Raw genomic sequence first — 13,755 nt, forward strand, 5'->3', positions numbered from 1 at the left:
CCATGATCGGTTCCAAACGGGCACGCCTGCTGCCAACGGCCGAGGATGCGTCGGTAACTCAGCTCGAGTTGTTCTTCGACCTCGTGCTCGTCTTCGCGTTCACCATGGTCACCGGCCTGGTCGCAGACACCAGCGCCAAGAACATGCTGCGGGCGGTGCTGGTACTCGCTGTCATGTGGTGGCTGTGGATCGCCTACTCCTGGCTGGGCAATGTGGTGCGCGCGGACGAGGGCATCGCCCGGGTCGCCATGTTCGTCGCGATGGGCGGCGGATTCCTGGCGGCGCTCACCATTCCAGAGGCCTTCGACGATGCGCCCGGCGGCTGGTTCGGCCCGCTGGTCTTCGCGATCGCGTATCTGATTGTGCGCCTAGTGCACCTGGCCATGTTCGTGCTGGCCAGCGCCGAGGATTCGCAACTGCGCAACCAGGTGCTGCGCTGGAGTCTCGGATCCATCACCATCGGAACCACCCTGCTCGTCATCGCCGCCATGACAGAAGGCACGACGCAGATCGTGCTGTGGATCGCCGCGATCGTCGGCGATATGGGGTGGACCCTGCTGGCGGGCGAGGACTGGCGGTTGAACTCGGCCAGTCACTTCTCCGAACGCTACGGGCTGATCACCATCGTGGCGCTGGGTGAATCGATCGTCTCGATCGGCATCGGCGTTGCCGGACTGCCCATCTCGTGGCCGATCGCGGTCGGCTCCCTGCTCGGACTCGCGGTTTCGGGTCTGCTGTGGTGGGCGTACTTCGATGTGGCGGCGCTGTCGGTGGAGCACGAGTTGCAGCACGCCGAGGGCGAGCGGCAGATCAAGATCGCCCGAAACTCCTACACCTTCTGGCATTTCCCGATGATCGCCGGGATCATCGGTCTCTCGCTCGGACTGAAGAAGGTGCTCTACTACGTCGGCAACGAATCGGCGCACAGCCTGAAGGACGCGCTGTCCGGGATACCGCTGTTCGCGCTGTACGGCGGTGTGGTGCTGTATCTGATCGCATTGGTCGGGTTCAAGCAGTACGCGACCGGGAACGTCACGGTGCCGCGCCTGGTGGCCGCCGGACTGCTGCTTGCGCTGATTCCGGCGGCCTGTGCACTGCCCGCGCTGGCGTCATTGGGGCTGCTCTGCGGTGTGCTGGTGCTGCTGATCGTCTGGGAGACAATGCGTTACGCGGCGCCGCGCGACGAGATCAGGCACGCGGCACACGGCTGAGGTGGTAGCGCACGGTCTGTTCGTGCGGCGTCGGGCCGTAATTGGACGGCGCGACGCGCACCCCGGCGTGCACGGCGTCTCGGATCTGATCCACGTTCTCGCGGATCATGTCCGAGACCAGTTCGTCCGTTCGCGGATCCGCCAGCACCTGGAAAACGATCCGAAATGTGGTGTCGGCGATGAGCCGGATGATCTCGTCGTGGAACGGGATGTAGCGGACCCGACCGGCCTGCGGATCGTTCTTGATGAGTTCGAGGATCATCTCGTCCATTTCGGCGCGGTTCTCCTCCAGCGCCGCCGCGATATTGCGGGTGTAGTGGCCGGTGCGCAGCACCTGCGCGACCTCGTCCATGATGGCGATGGTCATGGGGCGCTTGATGACCTCGACGATGGTCGTCACGAACCGGTTCACCACCGCGGCGGTCACGCGATCGCCGAGGGCCCGATCGGCGACCCGGCCGAGGCGGACCGCGATCACCACGATCCGCAGTAACCGGAACCCGCGGAAGAACGGGCTGGTCACCGGGATCATGCCGAGCACTTCGTACCAGTAGATGAACGGGAATGTCCACGGCCAGCCCGCGCGACGCCAGCGCCAGAGGAATTCGGCGGCGAATATCGCGCAGACCGAGTAGTCGAGCACCACGATCACGCGGTAGGTGTGCGCGGAGACGTCGAAGAAGCTGACCCAGGTGACCAGCACGACCGAGACGACCGCCAGCGCCAGCATCACCAGGTCCGACCACAGCGCGGGCGGTTTACGCGGAAAATCTAGCTTCGGTCCGTCGTCGAGGCCGGGCGTGGTCGGCCTGGTCGGTGTTGCCACGTGAGGATCCCTTCGACGCCGAACGGTCCCGCCGACAGTAATACGCGCCGCGCTGGGCTACTTCCCAGCGCGGATGATCGCCTCGATATTGCGTTCGGCCAGTGCGGTAATGGTGAGCGAGGGGTTGACCGTGCCGGTGCTGCCCGGAATGGCCGCACCGTCCATCACGTACAGGCCCGGATGACCGTGCACGCGACCGTTGCCGTCGGTGGCCCGCCCGAGCACCGCACCGCCCAGCGGGTGCGCGGTGAACAGCGCGTTCGCGTCGTAACCGAGTGCGCCGTATTCGACGAGGGCATTGGAGCGTTCGGCGATCCGATGATCGACCGCGCGGGCGGCGGCCACGATATCGTCACGGTTCCTGGTCGACCAGGACAGTCCGACCGTATTGCGGGCGCGGTCGTAGCCGAAGCGCGCGCGGGCCGGATCGAGCACCATGCCCAATGAGGCGAGCGCGCCGGTCTCGAACGGAATGCCGGGGATGTACCAATTTTCGAGCGTGAGCGGCACCGCGGATTCGTCGAGGATCCGGCTCACGCTCGGCACGCCCTGACCGAAACCGGCCAACTGGCTGGCGCCGCGAGCCAGCACCACATCACCGTTGGTGCCCCAGCCGTCGCCGATGTGCTCGTTGAGGTTCGGCAGTGCGCCGGTGGCCTGGGCCCGCACCAGTAGCTCCGAGGTGCCGACCGAACCCGCGCCGAGGAATAGGCGGTCGCAGGTGATGGTGCGGGTGCCGATCACGTCGCCGGTCGGCGAAAGTTTTGTCACGGTCACCGAATAGCGGCCGCCGGACTCCTGCGCGATGGCGTCGACGCGGTGCCCCGGATAGATGGCGGACTTTCCGGTGTCCTCGGCGTAGCGCAGGTAGTTCTGGCCGAGGTCGAACTTCGCGCCGTTGGAGTTGCCGAGATTACTGCGCGCCACCGTCGCGGAAGGCCTTGTGGTGCCTGCGATTTCGCCGCGCAGCACATCCCAGTTGAAGATCGAGTCATTGGCCACCGGCTGATAGCCCGCCCTGCGCACCTGCTCGTCCCAGGCCCGGGAATGCGCGAACGGCGAAGCGGCATACAGGTCCGCCGGAATAGGGCTGAGCCGCAACATCTCCCGCACGCGCGGGTAATAGACGCGCTCCATTTCGCCGTAATCGACGGTGCCGCCGAAGACGTGGTCGAAGAAGCGGCGCTCGGGCGCGACCATCGCACCGGAGAAGATGACCGAGCCGCCACCGACCGCCGCCGCCCGCCACACATCGATACCCGGGTACTGGGTGCAATCGAGCACCCCGCCGAAGCTGGCGAAATGCGTCGGCACCTTGGTGACGCCGGTGAAGTTGGTGCGATGCCAGAAACCGCGGCCGTCGGGCAGATCGTCACCGGTGAAGATCTCCCGCCACGGATCGTTCGGCCAGCGCGAACCGCGCTCCAGCACGGTATTGGCGATGCCGGCCTCGGCCAGGCGCAGTGCGGTGACCGCAGCGCCGAAGCCGGAGCCGATGACGATCGCGGGCGAATGCTCGGGCGGATCGGGAAGTGGCGCAAAGATTTCCGGAACCCACATGCGGAAAAGATTGTCCCACATCGGATCTGCGGCACCGGCTGTCGCCCTGCCCAGTGCGGTACCCGCGACACCCAGCATCGCGGCTGCACCGGCTGCCTTGAAAAAGGCACGTCTATGCACCCGGGCCACCTCCCTCATCACGCATGGCCGAGCGCAGACTACCGGGATTCGGGAGTCCTGAACAGTGGTAGTCGCAGGAATGCGGACGATCTTGGTCGACGCGGTTTCCGGTACTGGCGTTTCAGTCGGTGAACGGGGCCTTGTCCGGCTTGCAAGTCGCGCCGGGCGCGGGGAGTTGCAGGTCCACGAGGTAGTGCTCCTGGAGCCTGCCCGCGCAGTCACTCACCACCAGATGCCCGTAACCGCCCTCGATGATCACCAGCCTGGCATTGACCAACTCCTGCTGTGCCCGGCGGGCGGCCGTCAACGGGGTGACCGGATCGAAGCGGTTGTTGAACAGCAGAGCGGGCTTATCCGAACGCAGAATCCACGGACCGGTGATGCGCTGCGGATACCCCTCAGTCATCGCGGGCCAGGCACCGCAGGCCTGTCGCAGGTACAGCCACATGGCACCGTAATGCGGTGCGACACCGGCGAGTTCGGCCGCCATCGCGGGCCATTGCTCCGGTTCGCGGCCAAAGCTGTTGTCCGCGCAGGTGATTGCGGTGAAGGCATCGAGGAAGTCTTCGGTGAACCCGCCCGCGTCCAGAATCTGTTGTACGACATCGGGATTGCCCGCCGGGCCGCGCTCCAGTTCGGTGAGCAGTTCGGCCAGTGCGGGCCAGCCCTCCTTGGTGTCGTAAAGCATGGTGGCGTGTGCGGGCAGCACCTCGGTGAGGGTTACCGCGCGGGTGCGCTCACCCTGGCCGACCACGATGGGTCCCTGACGCAGCCGGTCCAGCACGGCGTCGTTGCGGACGCGCAGTGCGGCGGCATCGGTTTTGGTCGGGCCCGCGAATACGCAGCGCGGTTGTCCCGCTTCGGCACACAGCCGCAGGAACTCCGCGAGCACCTCTTCGGTGCCCGCCGCGGAGTCGGCGATCTGGGCGCGCGAATCGTTGGTGTAGGCGTCCGGGTCGATCATCGAGCCGAGTTGCAGTGCGCGGACCCGGTCGCCGAACAACGCGCCGTAGACCTCGCCCAAATAGCTCGCGTAGGAACCGCCCGTGTAAGTCATGGTCGCCTCGCCGACCGCGCGACGCAGTAGATCCAGGTCGCGGGCGGCATCGACGGTGGTCAGGTGCGGCAGCAGCTCCGGGCTGTGCGCAGCGCAACCGGCGGCCAGTTCGCGGGCATCGCGCGCGGCGGCGGCCTCCTGTTCGGCATTCGCCGGCGGGAGCCGGATGCCGGACCAGAACCGGTGCTGCTCTTCGGAATTCGCGAAACAGCGCACCTGAGCGCTGCGGCCGATGCCGCGCTGATCGAAGGTGATCACATCGAATCGGCGGGCGACCTCACCGGCTGACAACTCACCGTGCCTCGCCCATTTGAAGCCCGAACCGCCGGGTCCACCGACCGCACTGAACAGGGTGCCGATGCGACGGTCCTTATCCGCGGCAGGCTGTTTGACGACGGCCAGCGACAGCGTCGCACCGTTGGGCTGCGCGTAGTCGATCGGGACCGCGGCCGTCGCGCACTGATACTTGCTCAACTCCGTTTCGGGGCACTGCGCCCAATCGAGTTTCGGAGTCGGCGCCGCATCGGCCTGCGCGACCAGTTCGGCGACCTGCGTAACCGCAGCACTGTGCCGAGAGCACGAAACCAATGACGGCACCAATACGGCCGCCAGTGCCAACCCGACGATCTTCCACCCGCGCATACCGATCATCCTGCGTTGCGGACCCGACCGCCGTCGTCCTCCTTTGGGACCAATCCCGCCGCGCGACAAGCGCGACCGCACTAGGGGTTTCGCATCTCGAGTGCCACGTACTTCCTCCGTCTACGTCATCAGCAGTCGGACGACGGCAATGCTGCCCACCACAACGATCACCGCACGCAATGCTGTGGGCGGCATCCGCCTGCCCATCTTCGCGCCGAGTTGACCGCCGATGATCGAACCGACCGCGATCAGCGCGGCGACCCGCCAGTCGACATCGGCGATCAGGGTGAACACCACCGCGGAGACCGCGTTCACCAGCAGACCGAGCACATTCTTGACCCCGTTGAGTCGCTGGATGTCCTCGTGCACGAACACCCCGAGCAACCCGATCAACAACACGCCCTGGGCCGCGCCGAAATAACCGCCGTAGATGCCGCACAGAAATATCGCGACGTACAGGATCAGGCCACCGTGTTCGGGCACCGGACCAGCATCGGCCGCGCGGCGCTCCTTCACCCAGCGCGCCAACCGCGGCTGGACCACGACCAGGATCAGCGCCGCGATGATCAGCGCAGGCACGATCGCCTTGAAGGCCGCGGCGGGCAGAATGAGCAGCAGGATCGCGCCGGTGGTGCCGCCGAGCAGAGACGCGCTGCCGAGCCGGACCAACCTGGCCCGCTGGCCCTCGAGTTCGCGCCGATAGCCGTACGCGCCGCTGACGCCCCCGGGGACCAGACCGATGGTGTTCGACACGTTCGCCGTGACCGGCGGAATCCCGAAGGCGAGCAGCACCGGGAAGGTGATCAGAGTGCCCGATCCCACAATGGTGTTGATGCCGCCCGCCGCGATGCCCGCGCCGAAGACCGCCAGTTGTTCCAGCCAAGTCATATGAAGTACCTCCAGCCCGGTCGGAACGCTAATCGTTACGTCGGATGACCGGACGATGGGGACCGGGCTTTCGGCAGTCCGCCGAGGCACGGTAAACTCGCCGACATCATGCAGCGGGCACTTCTTCTCGGCCGCCGCGACGGGGTCTGATCGGACTGGCCTCCCGTCGCGGGGTTTTGCCGCGCCGGTCGACCCGATAACTGGGATCCACCACACCCTGGAGAAAATCGCATGTCCCCCGCTGACGCCTTTGTATCCGGTTCGCGCACCATTACGGCACCGAGCAAGCCCGCCCCTGCCGACCAGCCCGCCTGGAACCGGCAGAAGAACTCCTCCATGCCAACCTTCCGCTACCGGCCCTTCGCGGAGGAGGTCGAGCCGATCACGCTGCCCGACCGCACCTGGCCGGACAAGATCATCGACCGCACCCCCGGCTGGTGCGCCGTCGACCTGCGCGACGGCAACCAAGCCCTGATCGACCCGATGAGCCCGGCCCGCAAGCGCCGCATGTTCGACCTGCTGGTGCGGATGGGTTACAAGGAGATCGAGGTCGGCTTCCCGTCGGCCAGCCAGACCGATTTCGACTTCGTCCGCGAGATCATCGAGGACGGCGCGATTCCCGACGACGTCACCATCCAGGTGCTGACGCAGTGTCGCGCCGAACTGATCGAGCGCACCTTCGAGGCGTGCGCCGGTGCGACCAATGTGATCGTCCACTTCTACAACTCGACCTCGGTCCTGCAGCGGCGTGTGGTGTTCCGCGCGGACCAGGCGGCGGTGAAGAAGATCGCGACCGATGCCGCGACGCTGTGCCTGGAGGTCGAGAAGCGCTACCCGGACACCAACTGGCGCTACGAGTACAGCCCGGAGTCCTACACCGGCACCGAACTGTCCTACGCCAAGGAGGTGTGCGACGCGGTCACCGAGATCATCGCGCCCACCCCCGACAAGCCGATGATCATCAACCTGCCCGCGACCGTCGAGATGGCGACCCCGAATGTGTACGCCGATTCGATCGAGTGGATGAGCCGCAACCTGGCCCGCCGCGATTCGATCGTGCTGTCGCTGCATCCGCACAACGACCGGGGCACCGCGGTGGCCGCCGCCGAACTGGGCTACCAGGCCGGTGCGGATCGCATCGAGGGCTGTCTGTTCGGCAACGGTGAGCGCACCGGCAATGTCTGCCTGGTGACGCTGGGGATGAATCTGTTCTCCCGCGGCGTGGATCCGCAGATCAACTTCTCCGATATCGACGAGATCCGCCGGACCGTCGAATACTGCAACCAGCTGCCGGTGCACGAGCGCCACCCCTACGGCGGCGACTTGGTCTACACCGCGTTCTCCGGTTCGCATCAGGACGCGATCAACAAGGGTCTGGACGCGATGAAGGCCGCGGCCGACGCCGCCGACTCCGATGTCGACGACATCGTCTGGGAGGTGCCGTACCTGCCGATCGACCCGAAGGATGTGGGCCGCACCTACGAGGCCGTCATCCGGGTCAACTCGCAGTCCGGCAAGGGCGGCGTCGCCTACATCATGAAGACCGATCACGGGCTGGTGCTGCCGCGCCGGCTGCAGATCGAGTTCTCCCAGGCGATCCAGAAGATCACCGACGGTGAGGGCGGCGAGGTTTCGCCCAAGGAGATGTGGGATGTCTTCGCCGACGAGTACCTGAGCCCGATCCGGCCGCTGGAGCGGATGCGCCAGAAGGTCACCGCCTCGGAGACCGACGGCGGCGTGGACTCGATCACCGCGGTGGTCAAGGTCGACGGCGTCGAGCAGGAAGTCACCGGCGCGGGCAATGGGCCGCTCGCCGCATTCGTCGACGCGATCGCGACGGTCGGATTCGATGTGCGAGTGCTGGATTACTCCGAGCACGCGATGTCCGCGGGCGACGACGCGCAGGCCGCGGCGTATGTGGAGTGCGCGATCGGCGACAAGGTGGTGTGGGGTGTCGGCATCGCCACCTCGATTACCACCGCATCGCTGCGGGCAGTGGTGTCGGCGGTGAACCGGGCGCACTGAGCCGCTCGAGTCGATCCGGGTACTTCGGCTCAGGCCGGAGAGTACGGTGGGAATCGGGCGCCCAGCGGTGACATTTTGTTGCCGACCCGGGCGCCCGGCTCTCGATCTTGCTGTTGGACAGCGTTTTCGAGTTACGGCTGGTCGCCGTGCTTCACGCGGCGCGGCGGCCGTGTATACCACGGCGCGGGGCCAAGTACCCCGTGCTAGCGTTGATTCGCACTTCAAGCGCCGAGCTCTCTGCTCGAATTCCCGAGCAGATGGGGGAACTGTGACAACTAACGACCACAACCCGACTTCTCCGCCCTGGCTGCAGAGTCATTCGGTGGATACGGCCGAGGTCACCACCGACTCCTCGGCGCCGGACGAAACATCCGAGTCCGTACCCGTCGACGCGGAGCCCGCAACCGACGAGCACGAGGCCGCCGAGGTCACCGAACAGCCCGATGAGTCCGAACAGTCGGAGCCGGGACAGTTCACCGGATATCCGAGCGGGCCAACGGATCAGAACAGCTACCCGCAGGCCGGAGTTCCGCAGCAGCAGTACGGACCGCCCGAAGGGTTCGCGCCGCCCGGAACGCCGTACAACACAGGTCAATTCGCGCAGCCGTATCAGCCGGGTCCCGGTCAGAGCGGTAGCCACCCGGTGCAGCCCGAGCCGTCCTATGGCGAATATCGCCAGGAGATCGGGCACGATGGGCTGGTCCGGCGGGTCCCGGTGGAAAGTCCGGCGGAGCCGCCGATCTACAGCTGGGCGCCGCCACCGCCGGTGCAGCAGCCGCCGATGTATCAGCAACCGCCCATGGGGCAACAGCCTCCGATGGCGCAGCCGCCCAGGGGTCAGCAACCGCTGCCGTATGCCGAACAGGGGCCGGGCACCGGTCTGATGCCGTATGGCGAGCAAGGGCCGGGCACCGGGATGGTGCCGTATACCGAACAGGGACCGCCGCCGGGATGGCAAGGCGGCCCGCCGAATACGCAACAGCCGTTCCAGCCGCAGCATGTGCCGCAGCCCGGTCAGCCGGGACATTCGGTCAACGACCTGAACCTGCTCAAGCGGGCACGCAAGGCGCCGCGCAGTGGTTGGCGACGCGCGGTGCACAAGGCCTCCGGCGGCATGATCAATCCGGGTGAGTCCGCGGCGGATGTCGTCTACCGCGATCTCGTCGACCGGGTGAATCAGCCGGTGCGCGGGGACTATCGGATCGCGATCCTGTCGCTGAAGGGCGGCGTCGGCAAGACCACGACAACCGTCGGGCTCGGATCGACGTTCTCCTCGCTGCGTGGTGACCGGGTCATCGCGATCGACGCCAATCCCGACCTCGGCACGCTGGCGCATCGGGTGCCGCGGCAGACCCGCTCCACCGTGCGAAACCTGCTCGAGGATCACCACATCACCAGGTACTCCGATGTCCGGGCGCATACGTCCCAGGCGCCGAGCCGACTGGAAGTGCTTGCCAGCGAACAGGATCCGGCGGTTTCCGAGGCCTTCAGCGAGGCCGATTACCGCCAGGCCATCGGCATCCTGCAGTCGTTCTACAACATCATCCTCACCGACTGCGGCACCGGTCTGATGCATTCGGCCATGGCCGGTGTGCTCGATATGGCCAGCTCGCTGGTGCTCGTGACCTCACCCGCCATCGACGGCGCCCGCAGCGCCTCGGCCACCCTGGACTGGCTGGACCACCATGGCTACGGCAAGTTGGTCGAGCGAACGGTGGTGGTGGTCAACGCATCTCGCCGCGGCGCCTCCACCGTCGACCTGGACCAGCTACGCAAACTGTTCCTCGACCGCACCCGCGCGGTCCAGGTGGTGCCCTTCGACGACCACCTCGCCGAGGGCGCGGAGATCGATCTGGAACTGGTGAGCAAGCCGACCCGGCGTGCCCTCCTGGAACTGGCCGCTATGGTCGCCGACGATTTCGGCTACATCGGCACCCAGCAGTACCGGCCCGGTCCGCCCCGGCACCATTAGCTTTTCGAAGCCCTTGCGGCCCCGAGCACGTCGTCGGGGCCGCACCTCGGGTCCGAAATCTGCTGCCGTACACCGGAATTCAGTTGCCGCATGGCGGCTGGAACCCTCGCACAAGTTTGCAGCCTGTGTGACAGCGCCACACGGTGTGCGCCAACGGATTCCACCGCGCGGGCACGGCAGTCGCCAGCGCAGTGATCGGCGGGCGTGCCCGAGATCCGGCTGGCGCACAGGCAGTGAGCACGGCACATAGGGGTACGGCCTCTGCGAGTCTGAAACATGCCAGCCCGTCCACGGCGCACCGGATGCACGCCCGTGCGACAGAACCACACGGTGTGCGCCAACGGATTCCACCGCGCGGGCACGGCAGTCGCGAGCGCAGTGATCGGCGGGCGTGCCCGAGATCCGGCTGGCGCACAGGTCGTGAGCACGGCATAGGGGTACGGCCTCTGCGAGTCTGAAACCTGCCAGCTCGTCCACGGCGCACCGGATGCACGCCCGTGCGACAGAACCACACGATGTGCGCCAGCGGATTCCACCGCGCGGGCACGACAGTCGCCAGCGCAGTGATCGGCGGGCGTGCCCGAGATCCAGCTGGCGCACAGGCAGTGAGCACGGCGCATGCGGCGCAGCCTCTGCGAGGGGGTGATCGGGTGTGCGACAGCAAGCTGCCGGGGCTGGGCTATTCGGCGGCGATTTCGGCTGCGGCGGTGCGGAAGGCTTGCACGACGGTGGCTATGGCGGGGCGGGTTGCGGCGTGGGGGCGGGTCGCCAGTTCGTAGAGGCGGGCGGCGCGGACGCCGGACAGGCGTAGTACGGCGAGGTTCGGGTGCGCGACGGCCCAGCGGGGCATGAGGGCGACGCCGTAGTTCGCGGCGACGAGGGTTTCGATGACGCGGAAGTCGTTGAGGCGCTGGGCGATACGGGGTTGGACACCGGTCATGGTTGCGATGGAGCGCAGCACGTCGTCGACCGGGAAGCCGCCGCGGACGCTGAGCCAGGTCTCCTCGGCGAGTTCGGCCGGGGTCACCTCGGTGCGGGTCGCGAGCGGATGGGTCGGTGCGACAACGACATCGGTGGGTTCGCGCATGATGACCGTGGTGCTGACGCGAGGGCCCGCGATACCGGGCGAGCGCTCGTCGCGGTGGGTGAGGACGATGTCGTAGTCGGCGAGCAACCGCGGCACTTCACTCGGCGGCAGGTCCTCGTCACGGGCGACGACCTCGACACCGCTGTCGGCCAGCGCGGGCAGCACCCGCGGCAGCAGCAGCGCCGCACCGGACGGGAACAGCGCGACCCGAACCCGGCCGCGCGCGGACCCGCGATAGTGCGCCATCTCGGCCACCGCACGGTCCATCGCGGCAAGCACCTCGTCGGCGCGCACAACAAGCGCCTGCCCCGCATCGGTCAGCCGAACCCGCCGCCCATCGGGCTCGAGCAACGCGACGCCGGCCTCCTTGGCAAGCACCTTGAGCTGCTGCGATACCGCCGATGGAGTCATCGAAAGGGCCTCGGCCACAGCGGCGACCGTCCCGCGATCGGCGAATTCCCGCAGCACCCGCAGCCGTTCAACCGCCATCGGCGGCCCAACCCGCACGTCCTCAGGCGGCTGCGACATGCGCCGCTCCTGTAGCCGATAGCGAACCTGTGATCGCTGGCATCCCCGCACCACCCGATAGCGCACCCGCGGCATACGCCAACACTGTCACCGAAGGCGACGCCGCAACCTGAGCCGTAGCTGTCGGCAACGCCGCGGCATACGCGGCTCCAATCCCCGGTAGTGAGACTGCGATCCCTAGCATTCCTGCGCGGCCCGATCGCGCACCCGCGGCATACGCCAACACTGCCACCGAAGGCGACGCCGCAACCTGAGCCGTAGCTGTCGGCAACGCCGCGGCATACGCCGCTCCAACCCCCGGTAGTGAGACTCCGATCCCTGGCATTCCTGCGCAGCCCGATCGCGCAGCCGCAGCTTGTTCCGGCATTGCAGCCGGCGGCGAGGCTGCGACCTCGATCGCAAGTGCTGACACCGACGCCGCGCACTCGCCGGTGTTGCCGACCGATCGCGCGGCGTCGGGAGTCGGGGAGGGATGACTGCCGGAAACCATTAAGCAATGCTACATCGATAGTGCATATTTATTCGATTGTTCTTATCGGTTTCATTACCGACGATAAGGAACGTGACCAATCGTGACCGCTTGCTCGGGCTTACCGTTGTCCTGCTCTGGGGGCTGAACTTCATTGCTATTCGGGTGGGGCTGGACCACTTTCCGCCCTTCTTCTTCGCTGCGCTGCGGTTCGTGGTGATCGCGGTGCCGGTGCTGGCGTTCGTGCCGCGACCGAAGGTGCCGCTGCGGTGGTTGCTGCTGTATGGGATCGGGTTCGGGATTCTGCAATTCGCGTTCCTGTTCACCGCGATGCGCGCGGGCATGCCGACCGGGTTGTCCTCGCTGGTGCTGCAATCCTCCGCGCCGTTCACGGTTGTCCTGGGTGCGCTGTTCCTGCGGGAGCGGTTGCGGGCGACACAGTTGCTCGGCGTCGGCGTCGCCGTGGCGGGCATCGTGGTGATCGGGCTCGATCGCGCACAGCATGCGGCGCTATTGCCGGTGCTGCTGACGCTGGCGGGCGGTCTCGGGTGGGCCTTCGGCAATATCGGCTCACGTTTGGCCACGGCGTCCGGCGAGGTCAACCCACTGCATCTGACGCTGTGGATGACGGTTGTACCGCCGATCCCGATGTTCGCGCTGTCCGCATTCATCGAAGGACCGACGACCGGCCTGCACGCGTTGACCGATGCCACGTCCCCCGGCGGCTGGCACGCACTGCTCGGTCTCGCCTACATCGTCGCGCTCGGCACCATAGCGGGCTCGGGCCTGTGGACCTACCTGATGAGCCGGTACCCGGCCAGCACGGTCGCCCCGATGTCCCTGCTGGTCCCGGTGGTCGGCATCCTCGCCGCCTGGGCCGCCTTCGGCGAGGACCCGACGCCGCTGTCATTGCTCGGCGGAGCCATCGTGATCGCGGGAGCGTTCGCGGCGACGAAGGCGGGACGTCGCGATACGAATACCACAGCGGCGGAACCAGTTTCGCCCGCTACCCCGGTGTCGGAGCCGACCCTCCGCAGGCAACCCCGATTGGTGGACGCCTAGCCGACCGCCATGCGAGTGCCACAGCGGTGCAACCGGACCCGACCGTGCCACCGGCGCCGGAGCCGACCCTCGGCAAGCAACCCCGATTGGTGGACGCCTGAGCCGACCGCCATGCGAGTGCCACAGCAGCGGAACCGGTCCCGACCGTGCCACCGGCGCCGGAGCCGACCCTCGGCAAGCAACCCTGGTTCGTACGGCCCAGAGCCATCGCGCAGGTCCATTTCCGTCCCGCCAACACAGCCTGCGATAGACAGCCCAGCGCAGCCGTACGCGATTTACCTGCCCCCTTCCGCCAACACCGCCACAAC

Annotated in this window: 9 protein-coding genes; 4 read left to right on the forward strand and 5 right to left on the reverse strand. The window is 67.0% G+C overall.

All coding sequences use genetic code 11. From position 1 onward, the window contains the following. The first annotated feature begins 2 nt into the window (after positions 1–2). The gene (locus ACZ60G_RS20065; protein ID WP_465811534.1) at positions 3–1,211 is read left to right on the forward strand and encodes a low temperature requirement protein A; all 1,209 of its coding nucleotides are present in this window, start codon (positions 3–5) and stop codon (positions 1,209–1,211) included. On the opposite strand, the gene ACZ60G_RS20070 is transcribed toward ACZ60G_RS20065, so the two are convergent. The 4 genes from ACZ60G_RS20070 to ACZ60G_RS20085 all read right to left on the reverse strand — a co-directional run bounded on the left by ACZ60G_RS20070 (position 1,189) and on the right by ACZ60G_RS20085 (position 6,304). Continuing rightward, complete coding sequence (locus ACZ60G_RS20070; protein ID WP_465811535.1) at positions 1,189–2,037, reverse strand: ion transporter; 849 nt, start codon at positions 2,035–2,037, stop codon at positions 1,189–1,191. The genes ACZ60G_RS20065 and ACZ60G_RS20070 overlap by 23 nt on opposite strands. Before the next feature lie 57 nt (positions 2,038–2,094). Then, the gene (locus tag ACZ60G_RS20075; RefSeq protein WP_465811536.1) at positions 2,095–3,717 is read right to left on the reverse strand and encodes a GMC oxidoreductase; all 1,623 of its coding nucleotides are present in this window, start codon (positions 3,715–3,717) and stop codon (positions 2,095–2,097) included. A gap of 121 nt (positions 3,718–3,838) precedes the next feature. Further along, the gene (locus tag ACZ60G_RS20080; protein ID WP_465811537.1) at positions 3,839–5,416 is read right to left on the reverse strand and encodes an alpha/beta hydrolase; all 1,578 of its coding nucleotides are present in this window, start codon (positions 5,414–5,416) and stop codon (positions 3,839–3,841) included. Between the two features lie 120 nt (positions 5,417–5,536). Beyond that, on the reverse strand, positions 5,537–6,304 hold the full coding sequence (locus tag ACZ60G_RS20085) for a sulfite exporter TauE/SafE family protein (protein ID WP_465811538.1): 768 nt from the start codon (positions 6,302–6,304) through the stop codon (positions 5,537–5,539). 231 nt (positions 6,305–6,535) lie between these two features. Between ACZ60G_RS20085 and leuA the strand changes: the two genes are divergently transcribed. Continuing rightward, positions 6,536–8,329, forward strand: a complete 1,794-nt coding sequence (leuA, locus tag ACZ60G_RS20090; RefSeq protein ID WP_465811539.1) for a 2-isopropylmalate synthase — start codon at positions 6,536–6,538, stop codon at positions 8,327–8,329. A 322-nt stretch (positions 8,330–8,651) separates the two neighbouring features. Then, positions 8,652–10,301, forward strand: a complete 1,650-nt coding sequence (locus ACZ60G_RS20095; RefSeq protein WP_465811540.1) for a MinD/ParA family ATP-binding protein — start codon at positions 8,652–8,654, stop codon at positions 10,299–10,301. A gap of 679 nt (positions 10,302–10,980) precedes the next feature. Here ACZ60G_RS20095 and ACZ60G_RS20100 read toward each other — a convergent pair. Further along, on the reverse strand, positions 10,981–11,877 hold the full coding sequence (locus ACZ60G_RS20100; RefSeq protein WP_465811618.1) for a LysR family transcriptional regulator: 897 nt from the start codon (positions 11,875–11,877) through the stop codon (positions 10,981–10,983). A gap of 601 nt (positions 11,878–12,478) precedes the next feature. Here ACZ60G_RS20100 and ACZ60G_RS20105 point away from each other — a divergent pair. Then, entirely contained in the window at positions 12,479–13,447 is a 969-nt protein-coding gene (locus ACZ60G_RS20105) for an EamA family transporter (RefSeq protein ID WP_465811541.1), read from the forward strand. Positions 13,448–13,755 lie beyond the last annotated feature (308 nt).

The sequence above is a fragment of the Nocardia sp. NPDC102475 genome, from assembly GCF_055584605.1.